Annotated in this window: 17 protein-coding genes; 11 read left to right on the forward strand and 6 right to left on the reverse strand. The window is 69.3% G+C overall.

Annotated elements, in window-relative coordinates; all coding sequences use genetic code 11:
* Positions 1-11 precede the first annotated feature (11 nt).
* Positions 12-359 carry an STAS domain-containing protein gene (locus tag ACWGKS_RS27475; protein ID WP_067603943.1) on the reverse strand — a complete coding sequence of 116 codons (348 nt, stop codon included), beginning with the start codon at positions 357-359 and terminating at the stop codon, positions 12-14.
* Between the two features lie 234 nt (positions 360-593).
* On the opposite strand from ACWGKS_RS27475, the gene ACWGKS_RS27480 reads away from it, so the two are divergent.
* The 5 genes from ACWGKS_RS27480 (at position 594) to ACWGKS_RS27500 (ending at position 4,804) form a co-directional block, all read left to right on the forward strand.
* Positions 594-2,897 (forward strand): DEAD/DEAH box helicase, encoded by a 2,304-nt coding sequence (locus ACWGKS_RS27480; RefSeq protein ID WP_358511066.1) that lies wholly within the window; start codon positions 594-596, stop codon positions 2,895-2,897.
* A 183-nt stretch (positions 2,898-3,080) separates the two neighbouring features.
* A complete protein-coding gene (locus ACWGKS_RS27485; protein ID WP_358511063.1) occupies positions 3,081-3,269 on the forward strand; it encodes a DUF4244 domain-containing protein in 189 nt (62 codons plus the stop codon).
* Positions 3,247-3,603, forward strand: a complete 357-nt coding sequence (locus tag ACWGKS_RS27490; protein ID WP_452524608.1) for a TadE family type IV pilus minor pilin — start codon at positions 3,247-3,249, stop codon at positions 3,601-3,603. The genes ACWGKS_RS27485 and ACWGKS_RS27490 overlap by 23 nt, the downstream gene beginning before the upstream one ends.
* On the forward strand, positions 3,600-3,959 hold the full coding sequence (locus ACWGKS_RS27495) for an Rv3654c family TadE-like protein (RefSeq protein WP_452524610.1): 360 nt from the start codon (positions 3,600-3,602) through the stop codon (positions 3,957-3,959). The genes ACWGKS_RS27490 and ACWGKS_RS27495 overlap by 4 nt, the downstream gene beginning before the upstream one ends.
* Entirely contained in the window at positions 3,956-4,804 is an 849-nt protein-coding gene (locus tag ACWGKS_RS27500; RefSeq protein WP_452524612.1) for a hypothetical protein, read from the forward strand. The genes ACWGKS_RS27495 and ACWGKS_RS27500 overlap by 4 nt, the downstream gene beginning before the upstream one ends.
* A 129-nt stretch (positions 4,805-4,933) precedes the next feature.
* Here ACWGKS_RS27500 and ACWGKS_RS27505 read toward each other — a convergent pair whose 3' ends face one another.
* The 5 genes from ACWGKS_RS27505 to ACWGKS_RS27525 all read right to left on the reverse strand — a co-directional run bounded on the left by ACWGKS_RS27505 (position 4,934) and on the right by ACWGKS_RS27525 (position 10,641).
* The gene (locus tag ACWGKS_RS27505) at positions 4,934-5,635 is read right to left on the reverse strand and encodes a type II secretion system F family protein (protein WP_452524614.1); all 702 of its coding nucleotides are present in this window, start codon (positions 5,633-5,635) and stop codon (positions 4,934-4,936) included.
* Positions 5,636-5,708: 73 nt separating this feature from the next.
* Positions 5,709-6,386, reverse strand: coding sequence for a type II secretion system F family protein (locus ACWGKS_RS27510; RefSeq protein ID WP_358511050.1), 678 nt, complete (start codon positions 6,384-6,386; stop codon positions 5,709-5,711).
* Entirely contained in the window at positions 6,374-7,678 is a 1,305-nt protein-coding gene (locus ACWGKS_RS27515; RefSeq protein WP_358511047.1) for a TadA family conjugal transfer-associated ATPase, read from the reverse strand. Before ACWGKS_RS27515 ends, ACWGKS_RS27510 begins: the two co-directional genes overlap by 13 nt.
* Entirely contained in the window at positions 7,675-8,907 is a 1,233-nt protein-coding gene (ssd, locus tag ACWGKS_RS27520) for a septum site-determining protein Ssd (RefSeq protein WP_358511044.1), read from the reverse strand. Before ssd ends, ACWGKS_RS27515 begins: the two co-directional genes overlap by 4 nt.
* Positions 8,908-9,828: 921 nt before the next feature.
* Positions 9,829-10,641, reverse strand: a complete 813-nt coding sequence (locus tag ACWGKS_RS27525; protein WP_358511041.1) for a Fic family protein — start codon at positions 10,639-10,641, stop codon at positions 9,829-9,831.
* Between the two features lie 206 nt (positions 10,642-10,847).
* On the opposite strand from ACWGKS_RS27525, the gene acs reads away from it, so the two are divergent.
* From acs to ACWGKS_RS27555, 6 genes are all read left to right on the forward strand, one after another.
* Positions 10,848-12,818 (forward strand): acetate--CoA ligase, encoded by a 1,971-nt coding sequence (gene acs, locus ACWGKS_RS27530; RefSeq protein WP_358511038.1) that lies wholly within the window; start codon positions 10,848-10,850, stop codon positions 12,816-12,818.
* Between the two features lie 190 nt (positions 12,819-13,008).
* Positions 13,009-13,524: a phage holin family protein gene (locus tag ACWGKS_RS27535; RefSeq protein WP_358511035.1), complete on the forward strand. Its 516-nt coding sequence runs from the start codon at positions 13,009-13,011 to the stop codon at positions 13,522-13,524.
* 10 nt (positions 13,525-13,534) lie between these two features.
* Positions 13,535-14,485: an alpha/beta fold hydrolase gene (locus ACWGKS_RS27540; RefSeq protein WP_358511032.1), complete on the forward strand. Its 951-nt coding sequence runs from the start codon at positions 13,535-13,537 to the stop codon at positions 14,483-14,485.
* On the forward strand, positions 14,451-14,954 hold the full coding sequence (locus ACWGKS_RS27545) for a DUF309 domain-containing protein (protein ID WP_358511029.1): 504 nt from the start codon (positions 14,451-14,453) through the stop codon (positions 14,952-14,954). Before ACWGKS_RS27540 ends, ACWGKS_RS27545 begins: the two co-directional genes overlap by 35 nt.
* 539 nt (positions 14,955-15,493) lie before the next feature.
* Positions 15,494-17,917 carry a sodium-translocating pyrophosphatase gene (locus ACWGKS_RS27550; protein WP_358511184.1) on the forward strand — a complete coding sequence of 808 codons (2,424 nt, stop codon included), beginning with the start codon at positions 15,494-15,496 and terminating at the stop codon, positions 17,915-17,917.
* A gap of 246 nt (positions 17,918-18,163) precedes the next feature.
* Positions 18,164-18,637, forward strand: a complete 474-nt coding sequence (locus ACWGKS_RS27555) for a SixA phosphatase family protein (protein WP_358511027.1) — start codon at positions 18,164-18,166, stop codon at positions 18,635-18,637.
* The last annotated feature ends 351 nt before the right edge of the window (positions 18,638-18,988 follow it).

Consider the following 18,988-nt stretch of genomic DNA (forward strand, 5'->3'; position numbering starts at 1 on the left):
CTCGCTCTGGGCTACTTCGCGGAGCGCTTGTCGATGGCTTCCTGCACCGTGTCGTGGATGCCGAACACCTTGGTCAGGCCGGTGATCCGGAAGATCTTCAGGATCCGCTCCTGGGTGCACACCAAGTCCAGCGTCCCGTCGTGAGCACGGACGCGCTTCAGCCCGCCCACGAGCACACCGAGGCCCGTCGAGTCCAGGAACTCCACCTTCTCCATGTTGACCACGAGGTAGAAGTTGCCCTTGTTCACCAGGTCGATGAGCAGCTCGCGAAGTCGGGGCGCGGTATAGACATCGATCTCACCCTCAACGACGACGATCTCGGTGTCGCCCTCGGTGTAATGATCAAGCTTCAAGTCCACAAGTCCTCCAGCGCCGAACCGCGAATTCTCGCGAATGGTCTCTGCCGGGCGTTACCCCACCAGCACGCATTCAACCACGGGTGTCCCGAGTGTCTGCCCGCCCTGGGGGCGGGAAAACGGTGACCCCGCGCAACTCTTCCCTCGGATGTCACACTGAAACCGATGTGCATCGGTACCCGAGCCGTGCCCGGAGGGGCGTGTGCTCTGTGAACGTGTCCACTGAGAGGGGTCTCGATGAGGCGGTCGGAGCCCGTGCTCCCCGGAGTGTGGCGTGACGACACCCGGTACCCGCAGGTCACCCACATCGAGCATGTGACCCGGAACGCGGGAGTGAGCGGGGACTGGCCGGAGTGGACAGCTCCCCACCTGGTCGAACGGCTGGCCGAACGGGGGATCACGAACCCGTGGTCCCACCAGACGGCAGCCGCGGACCTCGCACGTTCGGGCCGCGATGTGATCATAGCCACGGGCACCGCCTCGGGAAAGTCGCTCGCCTTCCTTATGCCCGCCGTGGACGCGATCGACGCGGGTGGAACGGTGCTTTACCTCTCACCCACCAAGGCGCTCGCCCAGGACCAACTCCGATGGATTACGGACCTGGGGCTTTCAGGCATGCGTGCGGCCGTATATGACGGCGACACCTCCCCCGAAGAGCGCACCTGGGTACGCGAACACGCCGGGTACGTGCTCACCAACCCGGACATGCTGCATCACGGGATGCTCCCCAGACACGGCGCGTGGGCCCGCTTCCTGCGGCGGCTCCGCTACGTGGTGATCGACGAGGCGCACAGGTACCGCGGGGTGTTCGGGTCGCACGTCGCCCAGATCCTGCGGCGTCTGCGCAGGGTGTGCGCCCGCTACCGTTCGGAACCGGTGTTCGTGCTGGCCTCGGCCACCTCCGGGTCCCCGGCGGAGAGCGCCACCCGGCTGACCGGTGTGCCGGTGACCGCGATCAGCGAGGACGGCTCACCGCGACCGGGTCTGTCCGTGGCCCTGGTGGAACCGGAGATGACCGACCTCACCGGTGAGCAGGGCGCGCCGATCCGCCGTACCGCGCCCTCCCAGGCCGCCGAGATGCTGGTCGACCTGGTGCGGGACCGGGTGCGGACCCTGGTGTTCGTGCGTTCCCGACAGGGCGCGGAGGTGGTGGCGTTGTCCGCCCGGCGGATGCTCACCGAGCAGGGCGAACACGACCTGGCCGAACGGGTGGCGGCGTACCGAGGCGGGTACCTGGCCGATGACCGGCGGAGCCTGGAGGAAGCACTCCGTTCGGGAGAGCTGTTGGGTCTGGCCAGCACGAACGCCCTCGAACTGGGGGTGGACATCAGCGGGTTGGACGCGGTGCTCATCGCCGGATGGCCGGGCACGCTGGCCTCCCTGTGGCAGCAGGCCGGGCGCGCGGGCCGGCGCGGCGACGACGCGCTGGCCGTGTTCATCGCCCGGGACGATCCCCTCGACACCTACCTGGCCCACCATCCCGAGGCCATTTTCGGACGATCGGTCGAGGCCACCGTCCTCGACCCGGAAAACCCGCACATCCTTGGTCCACACCTGTGCGCGGCCGCCCAGGAGCTTCCGGTCACGCGTGACGACTTCGATCTCTTCGGAGAGAGCACGCGGGAGAGGCTCGATGAACTCGTGGAACGAGGGCTGCTGAGGAAACGTCCACGGGGGTGGTTCTGGACCAGCAACGAGAGGGCCAGTGACCTCGCCGATATTCGCGGTTCGGGGGGTCCACCCGTGCAGATCGTCGACACGGGCAGCGGCCAACTGCTCGGGGAGATCGACGAGGCCGCCGCGCACGGCACCGTTCACCCCGGCGCCGTCTATCTCCACCAGGGGATCACCCACCTGGTCGACGACCTCGATCTGGACGAGGGCGTGGCCTTGGTGCACACCGCCGAGCCGCCCTACAGCACGTGGGCGCGCGACACCACGGACATCTCCATCCGTTCCGTGCTGCGCCAGGAGACCTGGCCGAGTGGTGCGAGCGTGCACTTCGGCGAGGTCGAGGTGGCCCGCCAGGTGGTGGGGTTCCTCAAACGCGACGTGCGCACCGGTTCGGTCCTCGGCGAACAGCCCCTCGACATGCCCGAACGCACGCTCCAGACCCGTGCGGTCTGGTGGACGCTGACCGAGGAGGGTGAGAACCGGCTGCGCAAGGAGGACGTGGGTTTGCTCGGCGCCGCCCACGCGGCCGAACACGCCGCCATCGGCATGCTGCCCCTGTTGGCCACCTGCGACCGCTGGGACATCGGAGGCGTCTCCACCTCACTGCACCCCGACACCGGTCGTCTGACGGTGTTCGTCTACGACGGTTACGAGGGTGGTGCCGGCTTCGCCGAACGCGGCCACGCCGCCGCCCGAGAGTGGCTCACGGCGACCCGGGCGGTGATCGCGGACTGCGAGTGCGAACAGGGGTGCCCCTCCTGCGTCCAGTCGCCCAAGTGCGGCACGGGCAATGAGCCGTTGAGCAAGTCCGGCGCGCTGCGGCTGCTGGACGAGGTCCTCGGCGGGGTCACCGAAGAAGGCGACTGACCGGGCACCGGAGGCATCTCCGACCAGGGCCGGACGCGGGACTCCCGCGATGGCGCCGGGACGGACCTCGGGTGGCGCGCGGAGTTATCCACAGGCTGTGGATCGGTGCTTCCATCGCGAACCGGGACCGCGCAACCTGGAAGTGGGGCGGAACCTCATCCGTCCCGTCACCAGGGAGGTCCCGTGTTCCCCTACCCGTGCCCGACCATGCCCGTCCGCCTCGACGACCGAGGGTTGACCACGGCCGAATACGCCATCTGCACCCTCGCGGTGGTGGCGTTCGCCGGGCTCCTCTACGTCATCCTCACCGGAGACACCGTCCAGACCGCCCTCACCACGACCATCGTCGATGCGCTCGGCTCCGACCGCTGATCGCGGCTCCACCACGATGGAGACGGCCATGGTGCTTCCGGCGCTGCTACTGGTGCTCGGTATCGCGCTCGGCGCGGTCGCGGCGGCCGCCGCCCAGCTCTCCTGCGCCGACGCGGCACGGATCGGGGCCAGGGCGCTCGCCCGTGGCGAGTCACCGGAACGGGCCCGGGCCCTCGCGATGGAAGCCGCTCCGAACGGCGCCCACATCGACCTGACCACCGACGACGACATGGCCCGCGTCACCGTGCGGGCCCGGGTCCGGCTCGGACCCGCCCTCACCCCACCCGTGGGGATCGACGGCGTCGCCGCGGTCCCCCTGGAACCAGGTCCATGAGGGGCGGCGACGTAGGTGCCGGCACCGCGGGGAGTGTCTCCGTGTGCCTGGTGCTGATGTTCCTCACCTACGCGGTACTGACCGGCGCCGGGCTGGTCCTGGACCGCGAACGGGTGGGGGCCGCCGCCGACCTGGCGGCGCTCGCGGCGGCGGCCCGTGCCCATCAGGGGGAGGAGTCGGCCTGCGCGGTGGCCGTCGAGACCGCCTCCGCCAACGGCGCGGACCTCGACGACTGTGCGCTCGACGTCCACACGGTCACGGTGACGGCCGCCCTGTCCTCGTCCTCGTTCCCCATGACCCTGCGGGCCGTCGCCCGAGCCGGCCCCGTCCACGACTCCACCGAGGAGGTGGAATGACCGCTCATTCCGTTGTTCTGTGCGCTCTCCTGCTCTGTGTTCCCCCGCCGCCCACCGATGGAGTCGCCCCCTGCCCCACGTCCGTGCCCTCGGCCACCCCCGCCACGGATCTCCCCGAGTCGCCGAGCAGTCGGGCCATATCCCCGGACGTGGACGCGGAGGCACCCGACACGGATGCCGACGCCGATGCCGGGACAGGGTTTCTCGGGCCCCTCGCCGACTGCGTCGCCGTACTGGAGGACGAGGCCTCCGGCGGGGGCGACGCAGAGGGGCGTGTGGACGAATCCGAGGATCCGGGCGAGGACATCGATCCGTCCGCCCCGGCCCCGGCCCCGACGGAACCGACGTCCGAACCATCGGCCGTTCCCGAGTCGAGTCCGGCGGTCCCCGAGGCCGAGCCCGAAGCGGAACCGACGCACGAGTCGGAGCAGACGGAGGGGGACGGCGCCGCCTCGGTGGTCGCCGAGTCCCCGCCCCCGTCCCTGCCCCCGTCCCCATCCCCGTCCCCGACACCCGAACCTCGGCCGACGGAGGGCGGAACGGTGAGCCGGGCCTCCGACACCGCGCGCCCGACCCCCTCCGGCGACCACGACCAGGACCTCGGTGAACGACCACCGAGCAAGAAGGTGGAGGAACCACAGGAGATGGATTCCGTGGACGGTCTCGCGTTCGAGGAGACCTCGGCCACGAGTGTGTTCGGACGCGCGGTCGGGGTCACCTCGACCACCCTGCTGTTCCTGCTCGCCGCCGGCACCCTCGGGTTGCGCCTGGCCGTGGGGTGGCCGCGGTTTCCGCCGCTCTACCTGGGCCGTCGTCGCCTGAGCGGTGACCTCGACGTCCACTGAACCGAGCCCGGGCCGGGGGAGACGTCCCCCGGCGCCCGGTGCCGGTCATCGACGCGGGGCGCTCGGACCTGGCGGGACCCACCGGCCATGGTCCTCGACGCCCCGTTCTTCGTTCCCGGCGCGGGATCCTCAGGGCGTCAGAGCCGAACCCAGCAGTTCCGCGGCCATGGGTACCAGACCGATCAGGACGAACGCCGGCAGGAAGCACAAGCCCAGCGGCGCGACCACCAGCACCCCCAAGCGCTCGACGCGGGCCGTGGCGCGGGCCCGTAGCGACCGGCGCAGGTCGGACACGTGGCGGTCGAGCAGGTCGGCGACCGGGGCTCCCGTGTCGGCCGCCCGGGCCAGGTCTCGTCCCACCGCCACCAGGGGATCGGGCAGGGCCGAGCGTCGCCAGGCCGAGGCCGGTTCCGCGCCCAACCGCAACCGCTCGGAGACGGCGGCCAACTCCTCGCCCACCGGACCTCGGGCAGCCTCCGACACCGCGGCAAGACACACGGGGAGGGTCGCGCCGGCCCGGATGCCCGAACCGATCAGACCGATCAAAACCGGCAGATCGGCGGTGATCGGGAGCCTGCCGGGATCGACCCGCGCTCGCGTCCCTCGCCACCAAAGCCAGAGCGTTCCGCCGAGTACGACGGCCCCGGCGAACAGCCCCAACAGCCCGGTCACGGCCGCCACCGCGATCACCGAGGCCACGAACCGGACCACGGGCCCTGCCGGCCGTCCCCACCGGCGTGGTGGATCCTCCCGTTCCTCGTCCGGCCGTGGACGGAACAGCACCCATACAGCGGCCACCACGCACGCCACCGTCAGCCCCTCGAAGAACATCCCCACCCCTTGCGTCCCTTCTCCGATCGCCGTGGGCACCGTCGACCCCGGTCGTTCCACGTCCCCGCACGGCTCAGGGGCGGTCCACGGCGCCCCGCACCAACCGCAGGGTCCACCAAGCACCGATGAGGTCCAGTGACAGGCCACCACCAAGGCACATCAGGCCCAGTGGTGTGGTGAACAGGAATTCCCACGGGGTCCCGCCCAGGCCCGCCGACATCGCCAGCCCCACCAGCGGAAGACCGCTCAGCATCATCGCGGTGGTCCTCGGCCCGGCCGTCCGGGCGGACGCCTCGGCCCGCGTCTCCTCCTGCTCGGTCAGGTTGGCCGCGAGGTCGTCCACCACGACGGCCAGCCCGGCCCCGGTCTCCGAGGCGACCTCCCAGCACGCCGCCAGATACGCCAGCTCCCACAACCCCTCCTCACCGCCGGCCGTACGACGCAGTGACTCGGCGTCGACCGGTTCTCCCACGAGTGGCCCGGCCTCGATCGCGGCCACCCGAAGCGCGAGCTCGGGTGGCTGTCCGGCGCGGAGTTCGGCGGCCATGACCCGGCAGAGCGTGATGACGGCCCGCCGACGTTCGGTCACCATCCGGTGGGCGGCCAGAGGCGACCGGAACGCGGGTGGCGACCAACGTCGAGAGCGGGACCGGGGCAGGACCGTGGCCAGCCGGAACCGACCGGTCCGGGGCGGTGACCACAGCAGCGCCGCGGCCAGGGAGCACACCACCAGCAGGGTCAACGTCGCCACCCCCGCCCCAACCGCTCGACCAGCTCCGCCGTCCCCGCGTGTTCGATCCGGCGACCCTCGGGGGTGAACTCCACCGCCGGTTCGGCCCGGACCAGACCGGACCCCTCACGACGCAGGGTCCGCACCTCGGCCAGCCGTCGTCCTCGTCGGTCCCGGACCAGATGCAGGACGAGAACCCCGGTGGCCGCGAGCTGACTGTGCACCGCGCCTCGGTCCATCCCCGCGGCGCAGCCCATGGCCTCCACCCGTGCGGGCACCTCACCGGCCCCGTTGGCGTGGAGGGTGCCGGCGCCGCCCTCGTGGCCCGTGTTCAGGGCACTCAGCAGGGACACGATCTCCGGCCCTCGGGCCTCGCCGACCACGAGTCGGTCCGGACGCATTCGCAGTCCCTGACGGACCAGGGTCTCCAAGGACACCTCACCGCTGCCCTCGATGTTGGCCGGCCTCGTCTGCAACCGCACCACGTGCGGGTGGTCGGGGCGCAGTTCGGGGGAGTCCTCGGCCAACACGATCCGTTCGTCCGGTGGCACCAGGGACAACAGGCACGACAACAAGGTGGTCTTGCCCGTTCCGGTGCCGCCGCTGATCAGGAACGGAATCCGTCGGGTGATCAGTGCCCGGAGCAGTTCGGCTCCGGACGGGGTCAGCGTGCCGCACTCGATCAGCGCGGGCAGGCCGAAGACCCGGGTCGGTGGCATCCGCAGCGAGACACAGGCGCTCTCCGCCGCTATCGGTGGCAACACGGCGTGGAGCCGCGCCCCACCTGGCAGCCGGGCGTCCACGTAGGGGGAGGCCGCGTCCAACCGGCGGCCGGCGCGGAACGCCAACCGTTGGGCGAGCCGACGCACCTCGTCGGCCGAGTCGAACCGCACGTGCTCGACCCGTCGTAGCCCCTCACCGGTGTCGACCCACACCTGGTCGGGGCCGTTGACGAGGATGTCGGTGACGCCGGTGGTCATCAGCTCCTCCAACGGACCCGCCCCGTACAGGTCGGCGCTCAGCGCCCGGGTGAGTTCGAGCATGTCGGTACCGCCCAGCAGGGTCCCCTCGGCGCGCAGGGCGGTCGCCACGTTGGCGGGGGTGATCGAGGACCCACTGGCCACGAAGCGGTTGCGGACCCGCTCCAGGAGGGCCTTGCGCTGCTCCGGGGAGATCGGCCCCGGCGCCACGGTGTTCCCCACGGGCTCCGGACCCGATCCGATCCCGCGTGGTGGAACCGATGTCGGTTCCGGCGGCCCACCGCCCTCGGAGGTGGCGGGGGAACCGTGCCACAGCCGTTCGATCCGCCTCATCCCGCCTCCCGCAGGCCGGAGAACGTTCCGACCACGCGGTCCGCGTACCGGGCCAGCGGCGACCGGGGGTGCCGCGCGGGCACCTCGCCCACCGTCAGGGCCCGGGACAGTCCGGGTTCCGGTGGCAGGTCCGCGTCCAGGTCCACCCCCAGACTTCCGGTGACCACCGAAGTGGACAGGCCGCCGTGTGACCCGCGCACCACCAACCGGAGACGGTCGGTCTCCTGTCGAAGTGTCTCGATCATGCGCGCGGCCGACACCACCGCGTACACGTCGGCGGGTACGACCAGCAGCACGAGGTCGGAGTGGTTGAGGAACACCCGGGTGGTGGCGTCGAAGGATCGCGGCAGGTCGATCACCACCAGATCGGAACCTCGCCGGGCGGAGGCCAGCACGGATCGGGCCGCGCCCACGGGCAGCGACGTCCCCTGCCCACCGGTGCCCCGCGCCCAGGTGAGGACGTCCACCAGACCCGCGTGGGGAAGCCCATCGCGTAGAGCCCGCCAGGGGGTACGGGAACGCTGGTTCACCAGGTCGTTCCAACCGGTGCGTGGACTCTGTGGGGTGTGGTCGCAGCCCAGGTAGATGTCGGGTCCACAACCCAGGGGGTCGGCGTCCAGGAGAGCGGTGGAGTGTCCGGCGCGTTCTCCGGCCAGGGCGAGGGCCACGGTGAGCAGGCTGGCCCCGGCTCCTCCACGTCCCCCGATGACCGACACGGTGGGCGCGGGTCGACGCTCACCGACCGCGGCGAACAGTTCGACCAGAAGCGACTCGTCCCGGGGGAGCAGGTAGACGGGTGAACCGTCGTCGAGTCCGGATCCTCGTCGACCGGGCCCCGTGAGGCCGGGCCCCTTCGGGCCGGACCCCTTCGGGCCGGACCCCTGTGGGTCGGTCACCGTAGGTCCAGGACCGGCGGTGACCCCGGCGGATGGTCCGGGAGAGGTGCGCTCCCCGTCGGACGGGTCCGGTGCCATGATCCGAGGATCCGGGGCGTCGGGTGAGCGGGAGGCGACCACCAACCGAGGGTGTGGCGGTGGCTCGGCCGCGCCCAGGGTCCCTCGCAGGTCCGCGCCGACCACGACCAGTGGCGCCCGGCGCCAGGAACGCAACGCGTGTTCGGGGTCGGGGGCGACGGCCACCTCGGTCGCGGCCGCGGTGGCCAACCGAAGCAGGTCGTCGAGGAGGGCGGGATCTGCGGTGACGATGAGGGGGCGCTGCGGAACGTCCATCGGACCTCCGGTGAGGGCGGGAACCTGCCCTTTCGACCTTGGTCGACACCGGAGCGCGAGAGAAGTGGGGTGCGCGGATCTGTGGATAACTCCGTGGGACCCGACCTGAGAGCCGATCGGCCTCACCCACGGGCGGGACATACGTACGGGGGCTGTCGTGTGTCCCGCCCGGCAGGCGAGGCGGAGCGGAAACCGTGGGTCTCGTCCCAGAGGGGGATCTGGGGCGGCCCTGGTCCGGCCCTGGGGGGACGGGTCGGCTGTTCCGCTCTCCTAGGAAGGGCCTGCGGGAGTGGTCATCGAACTCCCGAGACCTTGGAGATGGTCCGCTGGTGCGTGTTGGCGCGAAGAACGGTCGGTGGGACCGTCCGATCGACATGTCCGTATTGCCGTCAGGCACTCGAAAGGGACGTTCCGCCTCGGTTTTCACCGAGGATCTCGGTCCTTCGCTCAACTTCCGAGCCAGACGCTATCACGAGTGTCACGTATGGGTTCGGGAATCCAGGGGAAAACCTTCCGTCAACCGTCTATTCGACGCGTGGGTGTACGGCGTAGAAAGAAAGTGGACGGTGGCATGAGTCCCACCCCGACCTCGGTCACGGGAGCCCACGCCTCGCTGGGCCCCATAGGGCCTGTCCAGGTCTGATGGAATCGAGTTCCACCAGGTCGGACTACAGATCGCCGACGCTTGACAACCCGTCGCTCCAAGGTCGGAAACGGCGCCCCGGGTCAAGCCCCGAGGCGCCGTTCGACGTGCACGTGCAGATGCCCGTAGCATTCTTGAAAGATTGTCCAACGTTCAAGCGTGACCGAACCGATATCGAATGGCCGTTCCACTTGTCGGTTAATGGACGATTGCGAAACTTAGCGGCTTTCCCGCGCAAGGTCCGACACGGAGTGGACCGAAGCGCGTTCGGTGCGACTTCAGCCGCGCTTGAGCGCCTCGCACGTGGCCATGGAGTCCTGGGCGCCGGCGAACACGGCGCGGCAGCAGTACACGATCCAACCGCCGACACCCTCCGGGGTGCCCTCCATGTATCCGCGCAGGGCGGGGGCGTATTCGTCCCTCAACGTCTGGTGGCCCAGCTCGGAGGCGACCAACGACTTCGGGTCCAGGCCGCGCTCGATCAGGGTCAACCGCTCCGCGGCGCGCGCCACCAGTCCGTCACCCCATCCGAACGGACGGACCGCCATCAGCTCTCCGTGCACCAGCGACGAGGTGATCAGGGCGGGCACCTTCGTGCGGGACTCCAGCAGTCGGTACAGGCCCTCCAGCCGCGCGGAGGCCACCGAGGAACTTGGCACGGGACCCAGGTCCAGGGGATCCTCGGCCCGTTCACCATCCAGGCGTGGGCGGCCCAGCGCCTCCTCGGAGACCGCGTCGGCGGCGGCCAACGTGTGCAGTCGCGCCAGGGTCTGCCGGGGCGCCTTCGGCCAGGTGTCCACCATCGCGCCCAGCTCACCGCCGATGCGCAGCGCACCCTTGATCCTGGTGTCGTAGACGTGCCCCTCGCGGATCTCGTCCATCGAGACCTCGGCGCCCTCCAAGGCCGCCGACGCGCACGCGCCGCGCAAGGAGGACTCCAGGGACACGTCGTTGCTGCGCCGACGCAGGATCCGGTGGTCCCTCAGCCGGTCGACCAGGGTTCGCGTCTCGTCGACCGCGTCGCTCACCCCCGGCAGCTCGGCGATCCGGGACAGTGGGTCGGACAGGGAGGCAGAACTCGATTCGCTCACGTCAACCAACACTACGCGGCGGTAACACCGACCGCCCACATGCCCGGACGGGTTCTGGGAAGACCGTTCATCGCGGAGCGACGACCGTTCGTCGACCGTTCGGCGCTCGCCCGGCGCTCACCGCCGCTGGACCGAGACCCGGCTGTTCACGCGCCCTACGCCACATGATTAATTGGGTGCCCACCGCCAACGTAAGGAGAATCACAGTGGCCGACAGCACTCCCTCGAGCCAGGAGACACTGTCCAACCTTCTCCACGAAACACGTAGTTTCCCGCCGCCGGCGGAGCTCGCCGCGAACGCCAACGTCAAGGCGGACGCCTACGACGCCGCGGCCGCCGACCGACTCGGCTTCTGGGAGGAGCAGGCCCGCAGGCTCCAGTGGGATCGGGAGTGGGACACCGTTCTGGACTGGGACCCGCCCTACGCGAAGTGGTTCGTCGGCGGCAAGCTCAACGCCTCCGTCAACTGCGTGGATCGCCACGTCGACGCCGGTCTCGGTGATCGCGCCGCCATCCAGTGGGAGGGCGAGCCCGGTGACAGCCGCACCATCACCTACGCCGACCTCAAGGACCAGGTGTCCCAGGCGGCCAACGCGATCACCGCGCTCGGCGTGAAGAAGGGCGACCGGGTCGCCATCTACATGCCGATGATCCCGGAGACGGTCGTCGCCATGCTCGCCTGCGCCCGTATCGGCGCCGTGCACATGGTCGTCTTCGGCGGGTTCTCCGTCGACGCCCTCGGCCAGCGCATCGACGACAGCCAGGCCAAGCTCGTCATCACCGCCGACGGCGGCTACCGGCGCGGCAAGCCCAGCGCCCTCAAGCCCGCCGTGGACGGGGCCGTCGCGAACCGTCCCGTCGTCGAGAACGTCCTCGTCGTCCGCCGCACCGGCCAGGACGTCGAATGGACCGACCGGGACGTGTGGTGGCACGACGCCGTCGGCTCCGCGAGCACCGAGCACACCCCCCAGGCGCACGACGCCGAGGACCCGCTGTACATCATGTACACCAGCGGGACCACGGCCAAGCCCAAGGGCATCCTGCACACCACCGGCGGGTACCTCACCCAGTCCTCGTACACGCACTGGGCGGTCTTCGACCTCAAGCCGGAGACCGACGTCTACTGGTGCGCCGCCGACATCGGCTGGGTCACCGGTCACTCCTACATCGTCTACGGTCCGCTCTCCAACGCCGCGACCGTGGTCATGTACGAGGGCACCCCGGACACCCCGCACAAGGGCCGTTTCTGGGAGATCATCGAGAAGTACAAGGTCACGATCGCCTACATGGCGCCCACCGCGATCCGTACCTTCATGAAGTGGGGAGACGAGATCCCCGCGAAGTACGACCTGTCGAGCCTGCGCGTCATCGGTTCGGTCGGTGAGCCGATCAACCCCGAGGCCTACATCTGGTACCGGGAGAACATCGGCGGCGGCAGGGCCCCGGTGGTGGACACCTGGTGGCAGACCGAGACCGGCGCCATCATGGTCAGCCCGCTGCCCGGTGTCACCTCGGGCAAGCCCGGCGCCGCGATGGGTCCGATCCCGGGCATCGAGGCCGACGTCGTCGACGAACAAGGGCGATCGGTGCCCGACGGCGAAGGCGGCTTCATCGTCATCCGCGAACCCTGGCCGGCCATGCTCCGCGGCATCTGGGGCGACGACCAGCGCTACAAGGACACCTACTGGTCGCGCTTCGAGGGTCTCTACTTCCCCGGTGACGGTGCCAAGAAGGACGAGGACGGTGACATGTGGCTGCTCGGCCGCGTGGACGACGTCATGCTCGTCTCCGGCCACAACATCTCCACCACCGAGGTTGAGTCGGCCCTGGTCTCGCACCCCAAGGTCGCCGAAGCGGCGGTCGTCGGAGCCGCCGACAAGGTGAGCGGTCAGGCGATCGTCGGCTTCGTCATCCTGCGGGGTGGACAGGAAGAGGTCCCGGAGGACCTGGTCCAGGAGTTGCGCGACCACGTCGGCAGCTCGCTCGGCCCGATCGCCAAGCCCGCCCGCCTCCTCGCGGTTCCGGAACTGCCCAAGACCCGATCCGGCAAGATCATGCGGCGTCTGCTGCGCGACATCGCGGAGAACCGGGACATCGGTGACACCTCCACCCTGACCGACTCGTCGATCATGGACGTGATCGCCAAGCAGTTGCCCTCGGCCAAGACGGACGGCTGAGGGGTCGCGACACCGACGGTTCAACGGCGCCCCATCCCCTCCCGCGGGGGTGGGGCGCCTTCGACCGCTCACTCACCACCGAAACCGAAGCCCGCCGTTTTGCGTGCCGTGAGAGACATCGGTGGCATGGCATGTGCGAGGATGCGGAGGATAATCCGCGTGTTCGGACCGAGAGAAGGGAACCCCCACGATGGTGGACAAGCCGGGTACCGGCCGACCTGGCGCTGCCGGCGACCCCGAACGTTCCATCGGTGAACTGGTCACCGACGCCACCGACAACCTCTCGCATCTGGTCAAGCTCGAAATCAGGCTCGCCAAGCTCGAGGCCAAGGCGGACGCCGTCAAGATCGGCAAGAGCATCGGTGAGTTCGGTGCCGCCGGTGTCATCCTGCACCTCGTGGCGATCCTCTTCTCCATCACCGCCGGATTCTTCCTGGCGGAGGTCTTCGGTTGGCAGTACTGGACCTCCTTCCTCGCCGTCACCGGCTTCTACCTGCTGATCGCCCTGATCTTCGCCCTGGTCGCGGTCATCAACCTGCGTCGTCGCCAGGGCCTGGCCCGCACGGCGATCACCACCTCCCGCCTCGTGGGCATCCTTCGTGGAGAGATCCGTCCGCCCAGGCACGGCGGGGCCACGGCCGTCACCAAGGCCACCGCCACCAGTAGGACCACCGCCGGCGGGGCCACCGCCGTCACGAACGACTAGCGACCCGCGGGTGCTGGACGATTCGGTCGCCTATGTGGACGGCCCCTGGGCCCACCGGACGGTCGGCGCGGCCGGAGCCCGGTTCCACGTGGCCGAACTCGGCGAAGGTCCACCCGTCCTCCTCCTGCACGGCTTCCCCCAGTTCTGGTGGACGTGGCGCGACCAGATGACCGCCCTGGCCGGGGCCGGATATCGGGCCGTCGCCGTCGACCTCCGGGGCTATGGCGCCAGCGACAAGACCCCGCGGGGATACGACCTGGTGGGTCTGGCGCAGGACATGGCGGGGTTGGTCCGCGCGCTCGGGTCCGCCGAGGCCGTCGTGGTCGGACACGGGGTCGGCGGACTGATCGGCTGGACCATGACCGCCTATCATCCGGGTACGGTTCGCGCCCTGGCCGCGGTGTCGGCCCCCCACCCTCGACGCGCCGCCCGTGCCTTCCTTTCTCCGGGGCCCGGCGCCGGTCACATGCTCCGCTTCCAGGTGCCGATCCTTCCCGAACACCGGCTGCTCGCCGACGGTTGCGTCCGTGTGGGCGAACTCCTCGACGCCTGGTCGGCCCCGGGGTGGCCCGACCGCGAGGCCGAGGAACGCTACCGTCTCGCCTTCTCGATCCCGAAGGTCTCGCACTGCTCGCTGGAGTACCACCGCTGGATCTTCCGGTCGCGGTGGCGCGCGGACGGCCTCCGGTACGCCCATCGAATGCGCGCCGCGGTACGGATCCCCGTCCTCCAACTGCACGGTTCCCTGGACCCGGTCTGTCCGCCCGAGGTCGCCCGATCCTCGGCGCGACTCGTCGCCGGCCCCTACCGCTGGGTGTCGGTGCCCGACGCCGGACACTTCCCCCAGGAGGAGCGGCCGGGTCACGTCGCGGAGGCTCTCGTAGGGTGGATGCGGGAGATCGATGGCGAGCGGCGGGGAGGCACCCATGACGACACGGGCCGAGGGCGAACGCGACCGTAACGAGGTCGGGCGGGCACAGAACCAGCGGCCTCGTGACCGGTACGGGCGCCCTATGCCTCATGGCGGTCGGGGCGAGGTCGAGCGTGTGCCCGACGACGCGGAGTTCACCGTGGAGGAGGGGCTGGGCGAGGCCCAACGGCTCTTGGACCAGGGTTACGCGTTCACCGCGCACGAAGTGCTCGAAGCGGTCTGGAAGTCGTCCCCGGAGCCGGAGCGGGAGCTGTGGCGAGGACTGGCGCAGACCGCGGTCGGGGTCACCCACGCCCAGCGCGGTAACCGGTTGGGCGCGGCCCGCCTGTTGCGACGAGGCGCCGACCGGGTGGAGGAGTTCGGTCCGGACGCTCCACACGGGGTGGACGTGGCGGGGATCGCCGTGTTCGCGCGGGGTCTGGCCGACGATCTCGACAGTGGGCGTGCCACCTCTGGCGACGGCATCGATCCCTCTGGAATGCGGCTGCGGACGGCCTAATTCCGTCCGGACCGAAACCCACCACCAGAGCGGTATGACAGGGGTTATCGAGACCTCTGGCCCTCCTGTGCCTCCAGTGACTACAGAGGGTAATTTCTGATTCATGCCCGTATACGTGCTTTGTCATTTGCATGGCACTAACGCATTATGCGATGTCATCTGAGGCAAAAAAGACCAACAAAGCCATTAATCCGAATCCCGAGATCACCATGGGGTCACATCTTCAATCCCAATTGGGGAAATGGTGAACCGACCCTCTTAATTATTCTTCCGCGTGCGTACAATCCCCGGATCACCGCTCGCCGGTACGTGACGCGGGCGGCGTGCACCACACAGAAAGGTGGCACCGCTTCGACCCCGACCCGCGTGATGTCGCCCCAGTTCAATACCCCTGTGGACGACGGAACGCATACGGCGGTGCGCGGCACCGAAGCCCAAGAGGCGGCTGTTCCGCACACCTTCGATGACGGGGCCGAAAAGGATGTGCCCGTCTCAAGGAGGACGGATTGTCTGGGCTCAACATCGCCGCGGATAGTGGCATGGCCCTGGCCCTGGAAGGCAGGGACCTCACCCTCGTCATCGTCGTCATGGTGGTCGCGCTCCTCGCGCTCGCCGTAGCGGGGATGCTCGTACGTGAGGTACTCGCCGCCGGGCAGGGCACCGAACGAATGCGCAATATCGCGGTCGCCGTTCAGGAAGGCGCCGCGGCCTACTTGAAACGACAGTTCCGCACACTCGCGGTCTTCATCGTCGTCATCCCGCTACTACTACTTCTCCTGCACGCCGACACATGGGCCATCGCCATCGGCCGATCGTTGTTCTTCGCCCTCGGCGCCCTGCTCTCGGCGGCCACCGGCTTCATCGGAATGTGGCTCGCGGTCCGCGGCAACGTCCGTGTGGCCGCCGCCGCCCGTGGCGGCGGCGAGAGCGACGGCCACGCCGCCATGCGCATCGCCTTCCGCACCGGCGGTGTCGCCGGCATGATCACCGTCGGCCTCGGCCTGCTCGGCGCCGCGATCGTAGTCCTCATCTACCGGGAGAACGCCCCCATCGTCCTGGAGGGCTTCGGCTTCGGCGCGGCCCTCCTCGCGATGTTCATGCGAGTGGGCGGTGGCATCTTCACCAAGGCCGCCGACGTCGGTGCCGACCTCGTGGGCAAGGTGGAACAGGGCATCCCCGAGGACGACCCCCGAAACGCCGCCACCATCGCCGACAACGTCGGTGACAACGTGGGCGACTGCGCCGGCATGGCCGCCGACCTGTTCGAGTCCTACGCGGTGGTCCTCGTCGCCTCGCTCATCCTGGGCCGTGTCGCCTTCGGCACCGAGGGGCTCGTCTTCCCCTTGCTGGTCCCCATGATCGGTGTCATCACCGCCATCATCGGAATCTTCATCGTCGCGCCCAGGGCCAAGGACAAGACGGCGATGAGCGCGATCAACCGCGGCTTCTTCGTCTCGGCGGGCATCTCCGCCGTCCTCGTCATCGGCACCGCGCTCTGGTACCTGCCCAGCAGCTTCGACCAGCTGAAGGGCGTCAGCGACGGAGTCCTAGAGGAGATCGCCGCCGCGGGGACCGACCCCGACCCGAGGTTCATCGCCATCGTCGCGGTCCTCATCGGACTGGTACTCGCCGCGGCCATCCAGCTCCTCACCGGCTACTTCACCGAAACCGACAAACGCCCCGTCAAGGACATCGGGCAGAGCTCCGAGACCGGCGCGGCCACCGTCATCCTGTCCGGCATCTCCGTGGGCCTGGAGTCCGCGGTCTACTCGGCCCTGCTCATCGCCGGCGCCGTCTACGCCGCGTTCCTCCTCGGTGGCGGCTCCATCACCCTCAGCCTGTTCGCCGTCGCGCTCGCCGGTACCGGGCTCCTCACCACGGTCGGCATCATCGTCGCCATGGACACCTTCGGTCCCGTCGCCGACAACGCCCAGGGCATCGCCGAGATGTCCGGGGACGTCGAGGGCAAGGGCGCCGACGTCCTCACCGGCCTGGACGCCGTCGGCAACACCACCAAGGCGATCACCAAGGGCATCGCGATCGCCACCGCCGTCCTCGCCGCCACCGCGCTCTTCGGAGCGTTCCGCACCTCGGTCCAAGAACGCCTCGGCGAGGGCGAGATCTTCTCCCTGTCGCTGGACAACCCGGACGTCCTCGTCGGTGTCATCATCGGCGCGGCCGTCGTGTTCTTCTTTTCGGGCCTCGCCATCATGGCGGTCGGCCGGGCCGCCCAGCGGGTGGTCCTGGAGGTGCGCAACCAGTTCCGCACCCGTCCCGGGATCATGGACGGCAGCGAGACGCCCGAGTACGCGCGGGTCGTCGACATCTGCACCAAGGACTCCCTGCGGGAACTGGTCACCCCCGGTCTCCTCGCGGTCCTCGCACCGATCGCCGTCGGCTTCGCCTTCGGGTACGCGCCGCTCGGTGCCTTCCTCGGTGGCGCCATCGCCGTGGGCGTGCTCATGGCGGTGTTCCTGTCCAACGCCGGTGGCGCCTGGGACAACGCCAAGAAGCTGGTGGAGGACGGACACCACGGAGGCAAGGGCTCGGCCGCCCACGAGGCCACCATCATCGGTGACACCGTCGGCGACCCCTTCAAGGACACCGCGGGCCCGGCCATCAACCCGCTGCTCAAGGTGATGAACCTGGTCGCGCTGATCGTGGCACCCACCGTGGTGATGTACGCGGACAACGTGGTCCTCCGGGTCGGAGTGACCGTCGTGGCGGTCGGCATCCTCGTCGGTGCGGTGCTCTGGTCGAAGAACAGGGGGTCGGGGACGGAGAACGACCTCGCCGAGGTCGATGGTCGGACCACCCCGAAGGGGGCCCCGGAAGCCGGTGGAGACGGCGAGGTCACCGGAGACGAGAAGACCGTGGTGGGCGACGCCGTCGCGGACGAGGGTGGGGACACCGAAGGGAACCGGAAGGAGGAGGCCCGCGCCGCCGACACCGGCAAGGGCTGACCCCACCGACCCCGGGTGGGGAGACCTCTTGCCTCCCCACCTTTTGTCTCCCCACCTTCGCCGAGCGGCCGTCCGGGACCTCCGGGCGGCCGCTCCGTTCACGCACCTACCCTGGTGGAACGGATGTCGGTGCTCTGAACGAAGGAGTTGTGTCGAGGTGTCAGGGGCAAAGGGACTGTTCATCATTCTTGGGGCCATGTTCGGCTTCATGGCGTTCATCGCCGTGGTCGCCACGGTGGTGTCCCCATGAGTCGCACACTCCTCCTGATGCGCCACGCGAAGGCCGAGGACGGGTTCGGGGCGATCGACTTCGACCGTGCCCTCACCGACAAGGGCCGAGACCAGGCCGAGAGGGTCGGGCGTCTCCTCAAGGAGAAGGGGTACGCACCGGAACACGTCATCTGCTCCGCGGCCGCCCGGACACGACAGACCCTGGACGGGGTACTGGGTGCGATGGATTCGGCCCCGGAGGTCGACCACACCGAGGCCGCCTACCTGGCCGGCCCGGAGAGCCTCCTGGAACTCATCACCTATGTGGACCCGGTGGTGAACACCCTCTTGGTGGTCGGACACAACCCGACCATCGCTCAGGTGGCCGCGTCGTTCATCGGAGAGCAGGCCATGGCGGCGTTCTCACCGGCCACCGTCGCGGCGATCGACCTGGAGGGGGAGTGGCTCTACGCGGCTCCGGGAACGGGCACCGGCCGGATCCTCAACTGATGTGACCCACGGCACAGGGTTTCCGGGTTGCACGGGTGGGAGGGCAGGGGTAATGTTCTCCGAGTCGCCTCCGAACGGCCCAAGGCCGAGAGGGGGACGAGATCTTCTCGATCGAAACGAACACGGGTTCTCCGTGGGCGTGATCGGATCTTCGAGTCAGACACTTCCTCTTCTTCACCGAAATGGTTCGGGCACTCCCCGAGACATGTAAGATGATGAGAGTCGCTTCAAAAGCCCAGCGTTCAAACCGACAGGTGAAAACGCAAAGCCGAAAGAAGCACAAACGGGCCTTTACCCCGATCAGGAACACCGAAACCGCCGATTCGACGGAAAACGGAACACCTGATAAAG

Source organism: Nocardiopsis sp. NPDC055879 (genome assembly GCF_053615935.1).